General features: G+C 46.8%; 16 protein-coding genes. 4 read left to right on the top strand and 12 right to left on the bottom strand.

The window, feature by feature from the left end; translation table 11 throughout:
- Positions 1-3: 3 nt before the first annotated feature.
- Positions 4-2,979 carry a type II secretion system protein GspG gene (locus HQM11_03935; GenBank protein ID MBF0350152.1) on the top strand — a complete coding sequence of 992 codons (2,976 nt, stop codon included), beginning with the start codon at positions 4-6 and terminating at the stop codon, positions 2,977-2,979.
- A gap of 226 nt (positions 2,980-3,205) precedes the next feature.
- Here HQM11_03935 and HQM11_03930 read toward each other — a convergent pair whose 3' ends face one another.
- Entirely contained in the window at positions 3,206-3,784 is a 579-nt protein-coding gene (locus HQM11_03930) for a hypothetical protein (protein ID MBF0350151.1), read from the bottom strand.
- 371 nt (positions 3,785-4,155) lie between these two features.
- On the opposite strand from HQM11_03930, the gene HQM11_03925 reads away from it, so the two are divergent.
- Positions 4,156-6,876: a 2-oxoglutarate dehydrogenase E1 component gene (locus tag HQM11_03925; protein MBF0350150.1), complete on the top strand. Its 2,721-nt coding sequence runs from the start codon at positions 4,156-4,158 to the stop codon at positions 6,874-6,876.
- A gap of 26 nt (positions 6,877-6,902) precedes the next feature.
- Positions 6,903-8,123: a 2-oxoglutarate dehydrogenase complex dihydrolipoyllysine-residue succinyltransferase gene (gene odhB / locus HQM11_03920; protein MBF0350149.1), complete on the top strand. Its 1,221-nt coding sequence runs from the start codon at positions 6,903-6,905 to the stop codon at positions 8,121-8,123.
- Between the two features lie 302 nt (positions 8,124-8,425).
- On the opposite strand, the gene HQM11_03915 is transcribed toward odhB, so the two are convergent.
- The 10 genes from HQM11_03915 to HQM11_03870 all read right to left on the bottom strand — a co-directional run bounded on the left by HQM11_03915 (position 8,426) and on the right by HQM11_03870 (position 19,784).
- Entirely contained in the window at positions 8,426-9,445 is a 1,020-nt protein-coding gene (locus tag HQM11_03915; GenBank protein MBF0350148.1) for an ABC transporter ATP-binding protein, read from the bottom strand.
- On the bottom strand, positions 9,445-10,476 hold the full coding sequence (locus tag HQM11_03910) for an iron ABC transporter permease (GenBank protein ID MBF0350147.1): 1,032 nt from the start codon (positions 10,474-10,476) through the stop codon (positions 9,445-9,447). The genes HQM11_03915 and HQM11_03910 overlap by 1 nt, the downstream gene beginning before the upstream one ends.
- Positions 10,463-11,326: a ferritin-like domain-containing protein gene (locus HQM11_03905; GenBank protein MBF0350146.1), complete on the bottom strand. Its 864-nt coding sequence runs from the start codon at positions 11,324-11,326 to the stop codon at positions 10,463-10,465. The genes HQM11_03910 and HQM11_03905 overlap by 14 nt, the downstream gene beginning before the upstream one ends.
- 27 nt (positions 11,327-11,353) lie before the next feature.
- Complete coding sequence (locus HQM11_03900; protein MBF0350145.1) at positions 11,354-13,834, bottom strand: phenylalanine--tRNA ligase subunit beta; 2,481 nt, start codon at positions 13,832-13,834, stop codon at positions 11,354-11,356.
- Positions 13,835-14,107: 273 nt separating this feature from the next.
- Positions 14,108-15,349, bottom strand: coding sequence for an MFS transporter (locus HQM11_03895; protein MBF0350144.1), 1,242 nt, complete (start codon positions 15,347-15,349; stop codon positions 14,108-14,110).
- Positions 15,350-15,377: 28 nt separating this feature from the next.
- Entirely contained in the window at positions 15,378-16,112 is a 735-nt protein-coding gene (gene cmoA / locus HQM11_03890) for a carboxy-S-adenosyl-L-methionine synthase CmoA (protein MBF0350143.1), read from the bottom strand.
- Between the two features lie 8 nt (positions 16,113-16,120).
- On the bottom strand, positions 16,121-17,080 hold the full coding sequence (cobD, locus tag HQM11_03885) for a cobalamin biosynthesis protein CobD (protein ID MBF0350142.1): 960 nt from the start codon (positions 17,078-17,080) through the stop codon (positions 16,121-16,123).
- Positions 17,077-18,228: an adenosylcobinamide amidohydrolase gene (locus tag HQM11_03880; GenBank protein ID MBF0350141.1), complete on the bottom strand. Its 1,152-nt coding sequence runs from the start codon at positions 18,226-18,228 to the stop codon at positions 17,077-17,079. Before HQM11_03880 ends, cobD begins: the two co-directional genes overlap by 4 nt.
- Before the next feature lie 89 nt (positions 18,229-18,317).
- Entirely contained in the window at positions 18,318-18,512 is a 195-nt protein-coding gene (locus tag HQM11_03875; GenBank protein MBF0350140.1) for a hypothetical protein, read from the bottom strand.
- A gap of 117 nt (positions 18,513-18,629) precedes the next feature.
- Complete coding sequence (locus HQM11_03870; GenBank protein MBF0350139.1) at positions 18,630-19,784, bottom strand: cation transporter; 1,155 nt, start codon at positions 19,782-19,784, stop codon at positions 18,630-18,632.
- Between HQM11_03870 and HQM11_03865 the strand changes: the two genes are divergently transcribed.
- Positions 19,775-19,993, top strand: coding sequence for a hypothetical protein (locus HQM11_03865; protein MBF0350138.1), 219 nt, complete (start codon positions 19,775-19,777; stop codon positions 19,991-19,993). The two genes, HQM11_03870 and HQM11_03865, sit on opposite strands and share 10 nt — an antisense overlap.
- A gap of 226 nt (positions 19,994-20,219) precedes the next feature.
- Here HQM11_03865 and HQM11_03860 read toward each other — a convergent pair whose 3' ends face one another.
- Entirely contained in the window at positions 20,220-21,344 is a 1,125-nt protein-coding gene (locus tag HQM11_03860; GenBank protein MBF0350137.1) for a response regulator, read from the bottom strand.
- Positions 21,345-21,443: the final 99 nt, after the last annotated feature.

Below are 21,443 nucleotides of genomic sequence, written 5' to 3'. Positions count from 1 at the left end.
ATTATGAAACTTCAACATTGTGTCCAGCAGCATCAAATTCTGGATCATGGGGACAGACAACGTAAACGGTCTGGTTTTTCAGCGGCCATGGTTTTTACCGCATTGATGGGAATTGCCATGACGCTGGTCGTCGCAACTCCCTTGTATTATAAAATTCGGTCACAGCAAAAGCAGGACTGGTCACAGGATAAACTGAAACTAACCGCAGAGGCGATCACGACCTATTATCAGGATACCGGGGCACTTCCGACGTTGTTGGAAGATTTGATCATCAAACCGGGGTCTCTCACTCAGTGGAAAGGACCATACCTGTCAGGATCGCCTAATCAAATCCAGAAAGATTACTGGGGACGGCCGTATATTTATGTTGTTAATCCTGCATTTTATGAAAACGCACAGGTATTCACACCACCAACAGGCCAGACCCATTCTTTCATGTTGATGACTTGTGGCGCCAATGGCGACATTGATACGGATAACAAGGATGGAACCACCCCGGTTCCCAAAAAAGTGTCCATTTGTGACCAATATACCACAATAAAACAATGGAATGCCCGTATTCTCAATAATTCCGGTCTGGATGGAATTGTCGATGTAATGTTCAAAGGCGACGATCGGGGTGTCTGGAAAAACGTCCATCATTTTATTCTGGCGTTTGGCAAGGAAACCACAGACAGGCTGGAAAAACTGGATAAAACCCAGAAAAATGCTGGAATCACTTTGCTCGATGTCAATCATCTAAGTCCGGAATACAATGGCGGCAACTATATTGATTACCGTGATGCGGGCTTGAACAGAAACAATCGGCCAAACATCATCAAATCAGCCTTCACCAACAAAGGTCTGAAAGTGAGTGAGTTCTATCTGAGAGATCCTCTGGGCGAACGATTTCTCTGGGCCAATAAACAAAGTGGTGACTGGACTCTTGCCGTTCCTACCGCGGCTATCGGTCGGCCCTACAGCAAAGGATTCAACAGGCAGGACAATGACAGTGAAGGCGATGATATTCCTTTAGGCTGGAATGAGGGCAACCCAAGTGACTGGCCCAGTCAAACACAAAAACAGGGATTGCTGGATGTGATTTTAGTCAATGCCAAGGTTTCTCCGGGAGATTCCTGCGGAAATGGTTTTGTGTCACGAGGGAACTGGCGCAGCAGTGCGGCTGGAGGAATCTATATTCCAGGAAATCCTGAAGTCAGCATCAATCCTGTAGGTATTGGTAATGGCTGGTTGAGTCTTTGTGTGAAACAGGGCATTGGAACTGAATTTGTAGAAGATGTTTATGTGAGAGGCTACACGGTACAGTTATCAGGCATGCTGAATACGCTGTTGGGTGGTTCATTCCCTAACCAGGAACGGGCGGCATATCTGTGCGATGATGGCGGTGGTTTTAAAGAAATCAGAGGTACTTTTGCCCTGGAAACAGTGGGACATATATCACCAACCTACATTGCCCATCTTGGAATTGATCCCACAATGTGGTGGATGAATGGCAATGCGGCCTTTAACATGTCATTTTTTCAAGGTGACGCGTTTTCTTATTTTGCGCTTTGCGTGAAAAAAGGCCCCGATCCGGCAAAAACGGTAGATGCCTTTTTGTATGCCCAGCCTGAAACATTGGATATTCCTCCGTTGATTCCGATTTGGCATTCAGACTCATCAACAGGAACAATCGGTTGTCCGGGTGCGGATCCACAATGGTTTGATGTCGATCCTTCCAATCCAACCACAGGTGTTGCCAAATGGCCAACCGTTCAGGGTGATTATTTTTATAAGTTCCGTGCAAACTGGCAGCATGGTGCCTGGTCTTCTGTATTGAGTTTGTTGCCAACCGCAGAAGATTATCATGATGATGGTCTCAGGGTCCCTGGCTGTCAGGGCGATCGAAATCCATTGTGTAAAACCAATAATTCAAATGTGTCTTTTGATTTTTCAGACATGGTTTCTCTTTGTACCCGACATGTGAAACAAAATACCTATAAAAAAACATTGACAGCCAAAATCACCGATAATCCTGCCAATCCGGGACAGCAGGACAATTATGTCAGTGATGTCAGCATTCCTGTCAATTTGAGCAACCGCTTATCTTATGGAAGCGTTGTATTTGACGGCAGCAAGATTGCCACCACACGATTTCATTTTTCAGATCTTCATCTGGACTGGATGGGAATCTTTCTAAAAGATAGCATCAAGGTTACAGGCAACCAAACCGTATTGTGGAAACCGGAAATTCATACAGGAAGCAATACTGTTTCGATTGCGGGACAAACACTGGATCTGATCACAGGTCAAAAATTGCAGTTTAATTCGTCACCACCCATTCTTTCTCCACCCAATAACATCAATGTGGAAATTGACTGTGTGGGATGTGCGGCCCGAAGCCTGTGGTCTCTGTTTGGCTGGAAATATGGCGATTTGATCAACAAGGCCACTGCCTTGTATCGAGGCTTCGAAATTGATCAGATCATCTACACATGTTCCGCGGCTAATGAAACGTATTGTCTGGAGCACTGTGTCAATGATCCTGACTGTAAAGCTTATGCCGATCCTGACATGCGATTTGAGATCGGGGTCGCCCAATATCGCATTACCAGTATCAATGTGAAATTGAGCGGTGCTATTTGCGTGGATAATAACATCCGCGGACACATTGACGATCAGAGTCAGCAGATTGCAGGCATTCCTCAAAGTGGAAAAACAAAAAATTACACAACAGCTCCCAGCAATCCTCAAAGCCTGAATTTAAGGTCTGACACCCAGATTAGGGTTAAACTGGAAGGTCGGTTCTTGGTCGCATGGTGGAATCTTGCTGATAAATCGGTTGCGCTTGGCGGTGGTATTCCAAACACTAAAATAGTCACAAAAACCATCAATGATTTTCAGGGAATCAATATGCCTTGGCCAATCCCGGATGTTGGTTGTAACAGTGAAACTACGATCCGGTTTGAATGTGTTTCTAACTGTGAATACCTGCAATAACACATTCTGGCTGAAACAACCTCATTTCAGCCAGATCAGGGAACATTTTGTTCATTCCAAACGAAATGCTATGATGCCTTCACGGGAACTCTATTTTGAACAGGGTACAGAAGAAGTGAAGCTTTGTGACGAATCCGGAAAAATGACTTTTTATAATTCTCAGGGAAATTTAAGCCATTCCGTTCGGCTTCCCTGCTTTCCTGATCATGTGAAAATCTAAAATGAGTTACATCAAGGAAAATGATTTGAGGACTTTGGCGACATTGGTGTCTGTTTGAGCCAAAGTCCGAAAAGCTTCCACAAACTGATGGAATTTTTTGCGGTCTGACAACATTTCCGTTTCGAGGGCGTCCTGCCTGTCCTCAATGTGCTTCACTTTGGTTTCAAAGGGACGAATCATGGTTCTTCTGTCCCAAAGCGCAAAGCTGATGGTAGCGGCCACGATTCCGGCAAACGCAGTGAGAATGCCGATGATCAGATTGTTCATCATCTCAAACCGTTGGTTCACTTCCTCAAACCGCTTATCAACAGCCTCAAACCGCTTATCAACAGCCTCAAACCGCTTATCAACAGCCTCAAACCGTTTATCAACAGCGTCAAATCGCTTGTCCACCGCCTCAAACCGTTTATCCATTTCACGTTGAAGATTCGTGATCTGAAGCTCCAGTCGTTTTTGCCCTTCCTTCAATTCAGTCAGAATCTCTATGAGTTCCCGGTCGGTTATCCGGGGTGCGGTTTCCAGGGCCTGTAGTGGTAAAGCACTGGACAGCATGCATACCAGCGTGAGAATCAATACCCGTGACATAAGGTTCCTTCATTGAGAATATTTTAAAAATAATTCCTGCTGTTTTTTTGATTTATAAACAGTTTACACCATAATTTCAATCTTTAAGGTTATTCGCAGTGTAACATGGAACAGGTTATGGAAAATCCCGTCAATAAAAAGCCACACAGTTTCACCACAACGCTGTCAAATAATTATTTCCGCATCATTGAAAACACCTTGAAAGCATTTGACATAACTAGTAAATCTTCATGCAGGATGACCGCCGGTTTTGTACTCAGACCTCAAACTGTGGTTACGGAATAACCATAACCGAAACCATGCGTTTACCCTGCATCCATCTGTGGAAAACCTCTTGTCCACCCCTGACAACCTTTCACGATTTTTGAATTATGGACCAATATTCGTATCTTGGAAATGCCGATGTTTCCGCAATTGATGAACTTTATCAGCAATATCTGAAAAACCCGACCTCGGTCAGTGCTGACTGGGCCCAGTTTTTCAAGGGATTTGATTTTGCCCGAGAAACTTATGGTGACAGCAGTAATGTGGATCCAGAAAAACTGGATAAGGAATTTTGTGTGATCAACCTGATCAATGGATACCGCCAGCGAGGACATTTGTGGTCCAAAACCAATCCGATACGCCCCAGACGTGTGCATCCCGGATCTCTTGCGCTGGAAACTTATGGCTTGAGTGCCTCAGATCTGGACACTGTGTTTCAGGCGGGTAACAGAATTCCAGGATGTGGACCAGGCACACTGCGAAAAATCATTGATTGGCTGGATCAGACTTATTGCGGCTCTATTGGGGTTGAATACAAATTTGTGCGTGTTCCGAACATGATTGAATGGCTCGAAGAAAAGATGGAACGTTGCAAGAACACGCCTGAGTTGACCATCAGTCAAAAAAAACGTATTTTCCAGAAACTGAATCAGGCCACCGTCTTTGAAAATTTTCTGCATACGAAATATGTGGGACAAAAACGCTTTTCACTGGAAGGCTCTGAAACCATCATTCCCGCATTGGATGCCATTCTGGAATTTGGAGCGGAACTTGGTATCAGCGAATTTGTGTTTGGTATGGCACACCGTGGACGTTTGAATGTGCTGGCCAACATTTTGGGAAAAACCTACGACAGCATTTTTACCGAGTTTGAAGGGAAAGCCTTTGCTAACTCCTTGTTTGAAGGCGATGTCAAATACCATATGGGCTATTCCAGCACCCAATCCACGTCTACAGGAAAAAGCGTCAAACTGAACCTGCTCCCCAATCCTTCACATCTGGAAGCTGTCAATCCGGTGGTCGAGGGTTTGGTGCGTAGCAAACTGGATTTGCGCTACAAAAATGATGAAAACAAGATCTGCCCGATTCTGATTCATGGCGATGCTTCTGTCGCAGGACAGGGCATTGTGTATGAAGTCCTGCAAATGTCGCTACTGGATGGCTATCGGACTGGAGGCACCGTGCATGTGGTGCTCAACAATCAGATCGGCTTCACCACCAACTATCATGACGCACGATCCAGTACCTATTGTACTGATGTTGCCAAAACGACCCTGTCGCCGGTGTTTCATGTCAATGGCGATGATGTGGAAGCTGTCGTGTATGTCATTCAACTGGCACTATCCTTCCGGCAGACATTTCATCGGGATGTGTTTGTTGATATTTTGTCTTACCGTAAACATGGTCATAACGAAGGCGATGAGCCGCGATTCACGCAACCCCTGCTTTATAAATTGATTGCCAACCATCCCAACCCCAGGGAAGTTTATAATCAGAAATTGATTTCCAAAGGGAGTGTGGAAGCAAGTCTTGCTCTTGAAATGGAACAGGAATTCAAAAGCATGCTTCAGGAGCGACTGGAGGAAGCACGCCAGCGAGAAACATCTCAGGTGACATCATTTCTGCAAGGCAACTGGTCTGGACTTCGTCTGGCAACCCCAGAAGATTTTGAATTGTCGCCTGAAACAGGAGTTCCTCGTGAATTATTCCATGAATTGGGGGATCGAATCACGAACATTCCTGAAGATAAAAAGTTTTTTGACAAGACACGGAAATTGTATCAGGACCGCAAAAAGATGATTGGCGATGCCGGAAAACTGGATTGGGGGATGGGAGAAACCATGGCCTATGCCACATTGCTGCATCAGGGAAATCCTATTCGACTCAGCGGCGAAGATGTTGAACGGGGAACCTTTTCTCATCGTCATGCGGTATTGCTGGTGGAAGATTCTGAAGAGAAATATGTCCCGTTGAGAAATGTCAGTGAACATCAGGCAAGATTTGAAATTTATAATTCACTGTTGTCTGAGTATGGTGTGCTGGGATTCGAGTTTGGCTACGCCCTTTATTCACCACGAGTCCTGACGATCTGGGAAGCGCAGTTTGGCGATTTTGCCAATGGCGCGCAAATCATCATTGATCAGTTCATTTCATGCGCTGAAACCAAATGGCAACGAATGAACGGTTTGGTCATGCTCTTGCCTCATGGTTATGAAGGCCAGGGTCCTGAACATTCTTCAGCTCGCCCTGAACGCTTTCTCGCCTTGTGCGCTGACAACAACATGATTGTGGCCAACTGCACCACTCCAGCCAGTTTATTTCATCTTCTGCGTCGGCAAATGATCTGGCCGATTCGTAAACCTCTGGTGATTTTCACTCCGAAAAGTTTGCTGCGACATCCGGCCTGTGTCAGCCCGATTGACGATTTTATCGAAGGAACCCGATTCCATGAGGTGCTGGATGATTCTTATGTGGATGCGGACAAGGTGGGTCGGGTGTTGTTCTGCACCGGAAAAATTTATTATGAACTTCTCGAACGCCAGCAATCAACCGAACGAAAAGATGTCGCGATCGTGAGACTGGAGCAGTTGAATCCATTGCCGTCCAGGCAGATTCAACAGGTTCTTGATCGCTATTCTGCCGCAAAACAATGGCTCTGGGTTCAGGAAGAGCCTGAGAATATGGGATACCTGAACTTCATGTTGCGCCGTTTCAAATTTCGTCCGCTGGAAACCATTTCCCGCAAGGAAAACGCCACTCCCGCGACTGGTTTTTATAAAATTCACAATGCCCAGCAAAAAGAACTGATTGACCGGGCCTTTGCCTGATTATTAACCTTCAAGAGAAATGAAATATGCCTGTAGAAATTAAAATTCCTAGTCCTGGAGAATCCATCACTGAAGTTGAAATTGCCAACTGGCTCAAACAGGATGGCGAGATGGTGGCCGTTGATGAGGTGCTGTGTGAAATTGAAACTGAAAAGGCGACCTTGCCACTCATCACTGAACATGCTGGAAAACTAAAAATCATGATCCCGTCAGGCACACCTGCGAAAGTGGGCGATATCGCCGCGGTGATTGACACTGAAGCCTCTGGTTCTGTCACGTCACCACCTGTGGTTCCAGTCAGTGCCGCAGTTGGTGAGACACTGACGCCTGTTGAAAAATCAACCTATGCGACCGGACATCCCTCCGTGGCCGCTCAGAAAATTCTTGCGGAAAAAGGCCTAGCGCCTGAAGCGATACAGGGTTCCGGAAAAGATGGCAGAATCACCAAAGCGGATGCCCAAAACGCTTCGACTCCAGTGATTGCGCCTCCACAAGTTTCACCGACTGTAGCCACTCCAAAAACAGCAACGCCATCCACATCTGAAATTCTTAGAGAAAGCCGGAAACGAATGTCGCCCTTACGCCGGAAAATCGCAGAGCGGCTGGTGTCTGTCAAAAATGAAACAGCCATGCTGACCACCTTCAATGAAGTGGATATGAGCCAGATCATGCGTTTGCGTAAAACCCACAATGAAGCGTTTCAGAAACGGCATGGAATCAAACTGGGGTTCATGGGATTTTTTGTCAAGGCTGTGACCGAAGGTTTGAAGGAGTTTCCTGATGTGAACGCCATGATTGATGGTGATGATGTTGTCTATCACAATTATGTGGACATGGGCATTGCGGTCAGTGGCCCCAAAGGGCTGGTTGTCCCTGTCATCAGAAACGCGGACACCATGACAATCGCGGAAATTGAGCAGAAAATTGTGGAACTCGGACAAAAAGCGCGTGACAACCGCTTGAGTCTGGATGAAATGACCGGTGGAACCTTTTCCATTACGAATGGCGGCATTTTTGGTTCCATGTTGTCAACACCCATCATCAATCCACCACAAAGCGCCATTCTTGGCATGCACAATATTGTGGATCGGCCTGTCGCGATCAATGGAAATGTTGAGATACGCCCCATCATGTATGTTGCGTTGTCCTATGATCACCGTGTGATTGACGGACGTGAATCCGTGAGTTTTCTATACAGGGTAAAATCTTATCTGGAAGACCCTTCACGCCTGTTGCTTGGTGTCTGAATCAGAAATAAAACAGAAATTGGCACCTTTCAGAAATTGTGCGTAGAGACGGGTTTCAAACCCGTCTCTACAAATTGGATCAGATATGAAACCCGTCTCTACAAACCCAATGTAGTCAACTTAAGGCGTTTTTCGCCGGGGAATCCCCCTTTTCAAAGGGGGCATGGGGGATTTAACGCTCAGAATTACATCCCCCTAACCCCCTTGAACCAAGGGGGAATTAATACTCAGCACCATTCATAATGCTTAAGTTGATGACATTGTCTACAAACCGGATCAGAAGAGACAGGATCGCAACATTTTTATTTATGGATGGAAAGAATCCATTTCATGAGTTGCTCAATGGAATCAAATTCCTGCTCGTTGTCATGCAGGATAACTTTCCACGCAGGAACTGGCTGTTCGATAACGGTGATACAGGGAAATGTATGGTCATCCGAAGGTTGCAGATGCTCAACATGAAATCTGTTTCTTTCCAACGCGCGAGTCGTCCATAGTGCCGCAAGTCCTTCACCAACCAGACCGATTTTTTGCCGATCCTGATCAATGACCCTAAAATTTCCAGACCATGGATCAAAACGCATGTAGTCTCTGTCAAACACGGCCTGAATCCGGTTTTGCAGAATTAAATCCTCCGGTGTTCCCGATACACAATTTCCTGTTGAATCCATCAACCAGATACGATTGGCCAGATGAATGGCCAGCTCCAGATCATGTATGGAAAGCAGCACTGCCTTGTTTTGCTCATAAGCGAGTTCCCGCAACAATTGAAGAATCTCAATCCGATGCGGTAGATCGAGAAACGCCGTTGGTTCATCCAGAATAATAAGTTCAGGTGTTTGAGCCAGCGCACGGGCAATCATCACCCGTTGTTTTTCCCCATCGCTCAGTTCCTGAATGTCTTTTTTGCGCAGATGCTCAATACTGGTGACCTTTAAGGCCCATTCGATCTGTTGTTTGTCTTCAGCCGCGAGTGTCCCCCAACGGTTGGTATACGGAGTTCGTCCCAGTTCCACCAGTTTTTCCACAGAAAACGGGCCACCCTGCCAGGAAACGGTCAGGACTACCGCCAGCAGATGCGCACGTTGTTCCATGGACAAATCAGAGAGCAGAACGTCTCCGATTCTGATCTGCCCCCCCAAAGAATCCTGCATCCCCGTGAGGGTTCGAAGCAACGTTGATTTCCCACTGCCATTGGGGCCGAGAAGACAGATGAATTCTCCCGGAAAGATGTCCAGATTCAGATGGGAACTGATGATTTGTCTTTTTTTTCTGGAACCATAACCAGTGGTCACGTCAGCTATCTGAAGTATCGCCTGCATCACGCTCCTGAATATCGCTTTCTGCGCATTAAAATAAACACGACCATCGGTGCGCCAAGCAAGGATAAAACTGAATTCAGTGGTAGCGTTTCATGAAATCCGGGCAGTTGCGCGATCAATTCAGCCATGAGTGCCAGGCAGGAACCCATGGCCAGTGATGCCGGTAAAATCAGTCGATGATCGGATGTTCCGAAAAGTCCCCGGGCTAAATGTGGGGCCATGATGCCAATGAATCCCACGGGGCCGCAAAAAGCGGTCACTGTCCCTGACATCACCGCAGTCGCGGCAATGATCAAGGCCTGAATCTTTGAAACCGGAATTCCCATACTGGCGGCATAGTGCTCTCCAAGCAACAGCGAATTCAGTGGTTTTACCAGCAGGAAAGCCAGAACAATTCCCGCGAAAACCAACGGGCCCATGATCACCAGCTCACGCCACTGAACACCCCGGAAGCTACCCATGGTCCACAGCAGATATGTCTGGATCTGGTCTGGATTGCTGAAATAAATCAAAATACTGATCAGACCATTGGTGATGTGACTCAACAACAGACCAATGATGAGCAACAGCATGTCATTCCGGAGCTTGCGATTGAGTTGCATCACAACAATCAGCACGGCAGTGGCACCTGAGAGTGCGGCAATGACTCTTCCCCAGCCTGATAATACAAGATTAAACTGACTTCCGACCACCAATGTCACTCCCCACAGGGTTGAAATCGCTACACCCAGGCTGGCGCCTGAACTGATCCCCAAAACAAACGGACCCGCCAACGGATTCCGGAACATGGTCTGCATCAGCAAGCCGCTTGCCGCAAGGGCTGATCCGGCTATCAGCGCTGTCAAGGTTTTCGGCAGACGGAAATTAAGGAGGATATGGTAAGTCACCGGAGAAACGTCGTTCCCGATGATACTATTCCAGAGGTCTGTGAGGGAAATGGACACGGACCCGAGAAGCAGGGATGCGGCCATCAATAAACTGATGATCACAGAAAAGGCGTACCAGATGAACGATTCCTTACGAAAAGTCATTGATACCTGTGGAAGCTGAAGAAAATGTTCGGTTCTGCGGAGAACCATGCTCGATGAGGTTCAGTTCTTCCTGAGTGAAGCCAGCCTGCAATCTTGCCTTGCGTGTAATATCTGTTTTGTGGCCCAGATTGTTTTTGGGAAATAGACGCTGGATGATTTCAAAATAGACCGATTCCTCTTTTCCTTCCTGACGACAAGCATGGCGAAACCAGAACGAACCTTTGCTCACATGGCTGATTTCTTCAGTGGAAATGAGGTCCAGCGTTGACAAAATGTCAGGTGCCCAGGATTCATCAAGATAATGATCCCGAATTTTATGCATCATCCGGTCAGTGGCATCCAGTCCATTGGCTTCAAAATAGCGGGGAATGACAGCCATGCGACTCAGCAGATCAGGTGTTTTGACAGCCGCTTCAAACAGGGAACTGTGCACTGGCAAATCTCCATAAGACAATCCATAGTGCTTCAATAATTCTGTCAGCAGGAGAAAATGACGAACCTCATCAGCCGCGACTTCAAGCCAGTCTTCATAATATGTTACAGGCAAATGCCGAAATCGGTAAACGGCGTCCAAAGCAAGATCAATCGCGCTGTATTCGATATGTGCCAGCGCGTGCAAAAAAGCAATCCGTCCTTCAGGAGACTCGAGATTGCCGCGTTTCATCACTTTTTTGGGGGAAACAACCTTGCAGAATCCCTGATAGGAAGGCTCCGTCAGGGGTTTTATCGGGGAGTTGTGATCAGGAGTTTCCAAAAGTTTTTTCAACAATGGATACTCCTGCTGAAATCGCCGGGTTTTCAGGGCTGGAGAACCTGTCCATAGAACAGATTCCACGGTTTGAAAAAACATGGATATCTCCTTCCCTGTTGTCCCTGATTATCGGAGCACTGCATTCAATTCATGTTTCAGACGACTGATGATTTTGTTCCGCACGTCTTCAACATCCTTATCCGTAAGCGTCCGTTCAAACGATTGATAGGTCAGGGAATACGCCAGACTTTTCTTGTCTTTCTCAATTTGTTCACCTTCATACACATCAAACAGATCCACCTTATGCAAAAGCGGTCTGCCAATTCTTGCGATCAGAGAAGTGACCATTTCTGAAGGAATGTTGGCGTTGACTACAAACGCCAGATCCTCATAGATCGGAGAATAACTGGAAAGAGGAACCATCTGATAGTCTTCATTCCAGTGAGACAGCATTAAATCCAGATCAAATTCCAGCAGGCACACGGGTTGATCAGGAAGTTCAAGTTCATGTCTGATTTTCGGATGAAGTTCGCCCATATATCCCAGGGACTTGCCGCCAATAAGCAACTGTGCGCAACGACCGGGATGCAAGGACGGAATCGAACTTTTTTTCCACACGACATTGTTCAGGTGCAGATGCTGACACAACAATTCAACGATCCCTTTCAAATCAAAGAAATCCATGGGTTCATGCGGTGCCGGAATCCATGAAAGGGTCGATCGTGGACCTGTCAGCAAAATACTGAGTCGGCGTGGTTCCATCGGCAGGAGCGCATCGCCATTGGGAAGAAACACGGAGCCAATTTCAAACGTTGAGATTCGTTTGTTGGTCCGTAAATTTCTCCTGGCTGTTTCCAGAGCGCCCTGTATCAGACTGCGACGCAAATGGGCCTTGTCACTGGACAATGGATTTTTAACACTGAGGTATTCGGACTCATTCAGGTTCTCATTTTGCTGAAGCCGCTTTTCAAGACTCAGATCAATCAACGAATAGGTGATGATTTCATCCAGTCCCGCGGAAACAAGCAAATCACGAACCCGCTCACTCCCCGTGAGTTTCAGATTGATTTTCTGGGGCGGCAACGCGTCACTGATCAGTGTCGCAGGCAAATGATTGTAGCCATAAATTCTGGCAATTTCCTCAACCAGATCGGCTGGAATATGAACATCCATGCGATGACTGGGAATTTTAACCTGCATTGGGTCTGTTCCTGACACTTCAAATTCAAGTGCTGTTAAAATCCTCAAGACTTCCGTATGATGAATCTCAATTCCCAAAACCCGTTTGATATACGCTGATGACAACTCAATGGTCTTTGTTGGTTTTTGATTGAGATGCAGATCTCCATAAACCGGATCCAATTGTCCGCCGGCATATTCTTCCATCAGTTGTGCCGCTCTGACTGCCGCTGTTAACGTCAATTCCGGATCAATCCGTTTACCAAAACGTTCACTGGCTTCAGTTCGCAGTTTGAGCATCTGTGACGTTCTGCGGTTATTGAGAAACTCGAAACTGGCGGCCTCCAGCAGGATATCCACCGTCTTTTCGGAAACTTCGGTGTCTGCCCCACCCATCACACCGGCAATCGCTACCGCTCCTGCCGTATCAGTGATGAGCAACATTTGCGGATCAAGAGTTCTTTCAATTCCATCCAGTGTCGTTAATTTTTCATCAGGTTCCGCGGTTCGAATGATAATGGATGGAGTCTGACTGTTTGCCCGCTGACAGAGAAGTTGATAATCAAACGCGTGCAGGGGTTGTCCCAGTTCGAGCATGACATAATTGGTGATATCGACGATATTGTTGATCGGGCGCATTCCACAGCGCATCAACCGCTGTTGTACCCAGAACGGTGAGGGGCCAACCTTTACATTGCGGATCAACAAAGCCGAGTATCTTGGGCATAATTCAGGGGCCTTGATTTCCAGGCCAAGGAACCAGGGGGATGAGATACCCTGAGCAGGTTTCATCACTTCAGGGGGCAATGTTTCCAGTGGCGACACGCAAAGGGCCGAAGTTTCACGGGCAATCCCGTAAATGGAAAGCAAATGACTGAAACTGCCTTTGATGTCAAAATTCAGGATGTAATCTCCCAGATATTCTTTAAGCGACATCCCGGACGGCGCATCCGCATTGAACAGCAAAACACCTTCATGGCTGTCACCCAGTCCAAGTTCTTTCAAGGAGCACAGCATTCCAGCGGAATGAATGCCTCGTACAGAGGCAGGTTTCAAGGTTGTGAGTTTTGTGCCATCCCCCTCATACGGATCAAACAGACGGGCCCCGGCAAGTGCCAGTGGAACTTTGAGCGCTGTTTCTGGAAGTTTATTTTCATATTGTTTGAGATTGGGGGCTCCGCTGACAACCGTGAGGGGTTCTGCCGCTCCATATTCCACAGTCACCAGTGACAGACGATCCGCGTCAGGATGAGGTTTTATATCAATGACTTTGCCGACAAACAGATAGGGTTCATCCCATGAGGAACCAACCTGTTCCACTGATTCCACTTCCATTCCGGCTATGGTTAAACGTTCTGCCAGTTCCTCTGCGGAAGCTTCGATATTCACAAAATCCTTGAGCCAACTTACTGGAACTCGAAATGCCATAATGTCCTTTTTTCCCGGTTTGAAGGGTTATCCGTGTATTGCCTGAAGAAAGACGGTTTTTTCTCAAAGTCCAATCTGAAAGGCAAGCCAAGAGTATGGAGGGTTCGGATTCGTTGGTTATTACATCCCGTTATTTTTTCACAGGAGTTGCTGGAATGTTTTTTTTCACCGGAGCAGAAGGTGTGCTTTTTTTCACAGATGCGGCAGGTTCCTCTTTTTTCACCTGAGCAACAGTTGCGTTTTTTTGTACGGAGGCCTTTTTTTTGCCCGCAATTATTTGACAGGGTTTATCCTACTTTTTATTCGGGAACCGGGAATATACGGTTTCAGACGATAGACCATCACTGGCACCATGAAAAGGGTGATTACCCCGATCACCCCGATCCAGGGCATGCCTTCGAGGCGATTGTTTTCCATTTTGAGAAACAGGGTACTCCAGATTCCCCCCAGTCCCATGATCATGTTGGCCACAATCATGCTCATGGACATCAATCGGCCCCGTCGTGAAATATCTACAATCTCGGACAGGATGATCTGAAAGGCCGGCATACGGATGGTTCCGCCAAACATGATGCCGGCAAAGACCAATCCTGCGGTGGCCATGGTGAAAAACTCCAGGGTGAACATCATCATTGTAACTCCCATAATCAGGGATCCCGCGGTGATGAGTTCCAGTTTATAGCCTGCCCGCATCAATCTTCCGGCCAGAATATTGGAGATCACCGCCGCGACACCGCCCTGGGTATAAAGCAGTCCGATTTGAGTGGACGTCATCTGCCAGTTGGTGCCAAGCCAGGCGCTGAGATTGGGAACCATGCCAAACAATCCGATCATCATGAAAATCTGAAGATAAAATACCCGCCGGATATAAGGTTCTTTCCATAAGGATATCAATTCGACATATTGCCGGGATATTCTGCCGCGTTCAGCACCGGTCGGCACCGCCTGCAATTTCAATAAAATCAGACAACACAGGAATGAACCGGTTGAAACCGCATAGAAGGCGGCTTCCCAGCCAAACATATCCCCAAGTGCCGCACCAAAAGGGACACCCAGAATGGATGAAACAGAAAACGCCAGCATGAGATTGGTCAGTGCCCGGGTCCTCAGCGGACCTTCAAACGAATCTCCCGCAAAGGCCAGGGCGTTTGGCACAATCGGTCCGCCAAATACTCCGGCCAGAATTCTGAATAAAAAGACCAGGATGATGTTTTTCGAAAACGTGATCCCCAGGGTGGCAAAGGCAAATCCAAGGGTCAGGAACAACAACATGCGTTTACGGCCGATCCTGTCCGAGAAGGGGGCCAGTAACACCAGAGAAACGGCTGCGGCAAACGGATACGCCGAGACCAGCATCGCGCTGTTTTCGATGGACATGCCAATATCCCCGGCAATTTGCCCACTGAGCGGAATCATCATCAGATGATCCACAAACACACAAAAATTCAAACTGAACATTGGAATGATAAAATTCCAGTAAGACAACGGAGTGCCCGATTTTGGAGGGGTTTTCATAGAATGCCTGAGAAGGTTCAAGGACCGATCACATAGGATCTTTTACAGCCCAGAAGGTCGCGAAATTATGCCATTTGAAGGCGATACCCGAAGATTCAAAACCGGCGTTCCGCAACAGAGACAGGTTATCCTCCAGAGAGAAACTAACCAGAACATTTTCCAGAGCCTGTCGTTTTCTGGAAATTTCTATTTCTGAATATCCATGACGTCGTTTCAAACTTTCATAACATTCGGTTTCCAGTTCACGGACCACAAGCTGATCAGACCGTAATTTTTCACTCATGATCAACAGGCCGCCCGGTTCCAGTTCAGCATGGAGTTTTGTAACAAAAGCTTGACGGGTCTCTGGAGAAACGAACTGCAGGGTGTAATTCAGGATGATTACGGTCGGCTTGAGTATTGGTGTTGTCTGGATATCACCACAAATCCATTCGATGGCTAACGGTTCATGGCTTGAGTTACTTTGGCTTCTGGCCTTGTCCAGCATCGCCTGTGAGGAGTCAATTCCCTTGATGGTTACCGGAATCCGGAAGGGGGCGATGAGATCCGCCAGATAATGAATCAGGGTTCCAGTGGAACATCCCAGATCATAAATCACGCTGCCGGGATGACAGAATTTCAGGGTTAATTCCCCGGTGAGTCGAAGCACTTCCTGATAAAATGGAATTGAGCGCGACAGCATGTCCTCAAAAACATTGGCGACCGCTTCGTTGAATTCAAATTTTTTGGATGATTCCGGATGTTTGAATAATTCATCTCGCATGGTCTGTCTTATCCGACAATCCAGAAAATCGTAACTATTGAAATCATACAGAACACCAGGGAACTCAAGACGACCATAGCCATGGTTTTAAACACCTCACCATGAGAGCAGGCCTCAGGATCTTGAGAGTCTCCAATCCAGAGATCTGTGACCTTCACACCTTTTTTCCAGATAGGCCCCGCAATTCTGATACGCAGTGCTCCGGCCATTGCGGCTTCACTCCAGCCGGCATTGGGACCGGGGATCAGATGATGCTGAGACCAGCCGATTTTGAAAGCATACCGTCCTGAATAACCGGGTAACACCGAGGCAAGCAAGGTGATTAGAATAAAACTGAGTCGGGCAGGGATATAATTGAGGACATCATCAGCCCGTGCGCCAAACCAGCCGAATTTCAGGTACTTTTCCGTTTTATATCCCACCATGGAGTCCATCGTACTGATGATTTTAAACATCAGCATTCCGGGAATTCCCAGCAGAAAATAATAAAACAGGGGTGCGATGATTCCATCCGTCAAGCTTTCGCCCATGCTCTCAACCGCCGATCGTCTGCAATCATCCAGACTCATGGGTGCGGTATCCCGTCCTACCAGTTTCGCTGTTTCCTGATGGGCCAGATCCAGATTGCCTGAATCAGCGGCTTTCAGTATGTTCCAGGAATGTGCCAACAGGGAGTGTATCGCCAGCAGGAAAAATCCGGTTATAATCTGAAACAGCCAGCCAGCGATCGGCATTTCTCTGGCAAGCCAGATCATGATCCCTGTCACAGGCAGCACCCATGTCACAGCCAGACAAAAAAACAGGAGTATTCCGCCGATATAACCATTCCAGCCGATTTGACGCAGTTTTTCCTCAAAAAAACTCAAGGATCGGCCTATCAGACAAACAGGATGCCAGGCAACACGGGGATCTCCAAGCAAGGCGTCCAGCAACAACATTCCGATCAGAACAGTAAGGCAGGAAATCATGCGCTATTCTCCTTCTCAGACCATTTCAGTCTGGTTCCTTCCACAATGGCATACACAAACAGTTCAAGTGGCGGGAGTGAATTCTGTTTCAAGGTATGCAGATTTGCGGCAAATTGTTGGTGATTCTGCCCTAAAACACACATCAGCAAGGCAAGCTCATGAACAATCTGTTCAGCAACAACCGCTTCAGGGATGACGCCATAACGTTGTTTATCAAGCAAAACCGCAAGGGTGAAGGCACCGCAGGAAATTTGAGGATCGTAGATAAAAGCCTTTTGATTTGCTTTGAACAATCGAAGTTCCTGCTCTGTTGAAAAACGGGCAAGCATTTGGTTCCAGACTGCTTCAGTCAATCCATACCGTTGCAGGATGTGAAACACACTTCGGGTATAAGACATTTCCAGACCATTTTGCCAGCGCAAGGCTTCTCTGGTTGATAAAGTGACAGCTTTGCCGATCAACTCACCAATTTTTGTATGAGCGCCAGTCCATGTTTTTGAGTATTGTTCAGGGGCAATCGGTGAGGCAATACAAAACTGGTCTGTCCCGGTTCCTGTGGCCAAGCCTTGAGAATATCGGCTTCCCACAGACAGTTCTTCCAACGCCGCGCTTTTGGCTTCAGTCATTGTCACAACAGATCTGGTCACGGCGGCAGGAGTTAAGGGCACATTGATCAACAGCAATGTATTGATGGTTCCCTCTGGTGGGACTTCATTCCAGCCCTTGAAGGATTCATCATATTTGGCGGGGTCGCCACTGCGAGAAGCATTGCCCTGAACGCCTGCGGTCACACAAGCTGTTACAGTCATGTCACGAAATGTTTCCTGTTTGACAGCGGCATAGTGCATGTTGGCCGCGGTGCTCATCAGAGAAACCTGCTCCTCAGAAAACCCGAAGGAATCGCAAATGGTTGTGTGGTATCGGGCCTGTCCAAGTTCCGCGATTCTGGAATGTACCTCCTCATGAGCCGACGCTTCACAGCTTTGGTGATTGATCAGCCATTTCTGGTTTTCCCTGAAGCCCCCATTCACATAACTCGTGGTCAGGGTTTGATGCGCGGTCAATAACTCACACATTAAAAACCGGCCTTTTCGATTAATTCGGAACAAATCAGTTTCACTGAGAAGCTGACTCAGGTTGTCAGACATGTAGATCTCTTTTGGGGAAAACGAAGTGGAACGGAATGCAATCGGTAGGGGCGAATAATGATTTTGGCTTTTTTGGGGGCATTTAGTTTTTATTTTCGGGTGTTTGTGACGAGTTGACGTAATAAATCAACTGTTTCCTGGCGAGTTTGATCCATTTTTGAACTGAGTTCATGGAACCCTGAATGAAGCTCATGCTCTACATGAGCCAGACGTGTTTCCATTCGACTTAATCGTTCATTACCTGTTTTTTGTGCTTCAAGACATCTCGTCGGGAACCGTTCCATAACGCACCTCTGGTGCCCTTCCACGGCTCGTTGGCAAGCCACCGGAGGGGGATAAGGAGGGTTCCCCACCAGAGGTAGGGAACCAGAAAAAATGGTTAAAGATTTATGGTCGAGTACTTACCAGACACTGAGCCATTTGACAACATTACGGCCATAGCCACGATCCACGTTGTTGATTGTAGCCTGCTCCAGAAGTCCGGATTGTTGATCCTGCAAGGCCTGGTTGACAGTGACATTGTGACCGTCATAATACATCGCTGTCTTTTTTGATACCAGTTTATCAAACACTTCTTTGCCAACATGCGGCGCGATCACAACACCGACGTTGTACTCATCGATCACACCAATTAAGTTGTGGCTCACGTCCCCTTCGACATTCCGGTCTGTATTGATCACAGTGACAGCACTGTCAGTGCGAATATCGTAAATGATAAAATAGTTGGATCTTCCCAGCCTGGAATCTATTTTGCTATCGAGCGTTGTGCCTTCTGAAGGAATAAGAATCACATTGCGGCTATCAAGGACTTTGATGGTTGTAGCCGTCACAAAGAATATAATGATTGCGGCATGGAAGGCTATGACCAGATAAATCACCATCCTGGATTTCGGCGTAAAATTATCATCGGCCCCAAAGGTCTCTCGCAGGATGGACGAGGAAGCGAAAATCATGGTGAGAGCAATAAAAACGGCAAACAGGGGGTCAAAAAATACAAAACCAAGATCAGCCAGCAAAACGCCAGTCAGTGTCAATACCGCTGAAAAAAAATTGAGGGTGTTTTGAATCTTGCAGATGTTGACGCGCTGGTCTTTGTGATTTTCATAGACACATTTTGATAAATTCCACAGATACCAGTTGAGGCCGACTGAAATCGCCGCGACCGAAAGCCCCATGAGTCCGGGACGATAGGGGTCATTGATCACAAGAGCCGACACACTGCGGGCACATATCCAGGCCCCCGCGATGAACATGGTGACACCCATGAAAACATTGATGCCCGGATTCACCTTTTGTACGTTGGCTAAATGCCGCCGATCCTCAAAATAATTCAGGCCAAAAGTGGTGGTGTCTGACAGTGAATGCAGTGCGCCCGCGACCAGGGCATGACTACCGGCCATGATTCCAACAAACCCTTCTATCACCACAAAAATTACGTTCGCGAAAAAAGAAAGAGAGATTAAATAGCTACGGCAATCTGTGCATTGGTCAGCGGAAACAGGAGCAGGAGAAATACGGTCAAAGGAATAGGGATCTGAGGCGGTCTGTGTTTTCATTTTATTATCAGACAATCATTGAAAAAATAGATCATAATTCTTGGCTGGAACAATTCCCGAACCAGATTGATGTAAAAAAACTGACGAAAGATGAATCAGGAGACACACGCGTTACCCTCAAGGCTATTAAGTTAGAAATTACCTGCGAGAAAATCCCCCTTTTCAAAGGGGGCATGGGGGATTTAAAGCTCAGAATAACATCCCCCTAACCCCCTTAAACCAAGGGGGAATTGGTGCCAGTGCCTTCACAGTGCTTAACGTAACAAACGTGAACGTTACCCCGGAAATAATCAAGGGCGTCAGAATAATGATTGACGGCACATTCACAAGATTAAAATTCTGTCATAAAATCAATCATTGCCTTCAGGTTTAGGGGGCATAAAGAAATAACCGGTAGAGACGGGTTTCAAACCCGTCTCTACGTTTGGCGGCCCCTTAGTCTGTCTGTTCTCGATCCGTTGGTGTCGGTAAGGTGATGATGAAACAGGTTCCCTTATTGAGTTCCGACTCACAGACAATGGTTCCCCGATGGGCCTGGATGATGCCAAACGAGATGGATAGCCCGAGACCCGTCCCCTTTCCTACCGGTTTTTTCGTGAAGAACGGATCAAAAATGTGACCTAAATCCTTGGGTGAAATGCCGCTTCCATTGTCTGTAAAGCGTATCTCAATGACCTCCTTTTCAGGATGATGGTTGATTTGAACGGTGATGCGCCCATCGTTTCGATGTTCCAGAGCGTCAATGGCATTTTGGAACAAGTTGATCAACACCTGCTCCAACTGATGAGAATTTCCTTTGATCAAAGGCAGATTTTCACTGTGTTCAAATTTCAGTTCAATGCTTCTGAGGCGAATTTTTTCGTTGAGGAGTAGCAGACAGCTTTCGAAAACATCGACCAGATTTGTCTCACTGAATGTTGATCCGTGCTCACGACCAAAGAAGCGGAGATGGGATATTATGGAGTTGATTCGCCCGATGCGTTTTTCGAACTCTTTCATTAAAGCATAAACCTCCTTCAAGGTGACATCTTCCAGTTCAATATCTTCCAGAAGTGTTTGAACATGGCCGCTGATATAGGACAGTGGTTGATTTATTTCATGAGCAATTCCAGTGGCTAACTCCCCGATGGAAGCCAATTTGGCAGACTGGAGCAATTGTTCCTGTAGGTGCTTTTGTGTGGCTTCCTGCTCGATTTCAATCAAATTGCGTTTGATGGATGTCGAAAAAGTCCCCAAATTGAACGGTTTAATAAAAAAATCACTGGCAGACAACCTCAAGGCATCAATAATATCGCCTCCTTGAGCATGACCGGACATCAGAATAAAACGAAAGTCCGAGCGGATCTCTCTGGCTTTTTTCAGCATGGTAAAACCATCCATCCGGGGCATTTTATAATCAGTCACAATAAGTTTGACCTCAGGATGTTCAAGAATCAATTGGAGTCCACTGAGTCCATCGGTTGCCTGAAGCACCTCAATACCCTGATCTGATAATTTTTTTTCTATCATATGCCGGATGATCATTTCATCATCAACAATGATAATTTTGTGCTCAATCATAGGAAACAACTGTTAGGAACGTTCAAAAAATAACAGGGAAAACTTTCTGGTTAGGAACCACGGGACGTACACGTCTGTTAAGTTAAGCACTGTGAAGGC

It is taken from the genome of SAR324 cluster bacterium (genome assembly GCA_015232315.1).
Classification (GTDB): domain Bacteria; phylum SAR324; class SAR324; order SAR324; family NAC60-12; genus JADFZZ01.
This window is presented reverse-complemented; position numbering and strand designations above follow the sequence as displayed.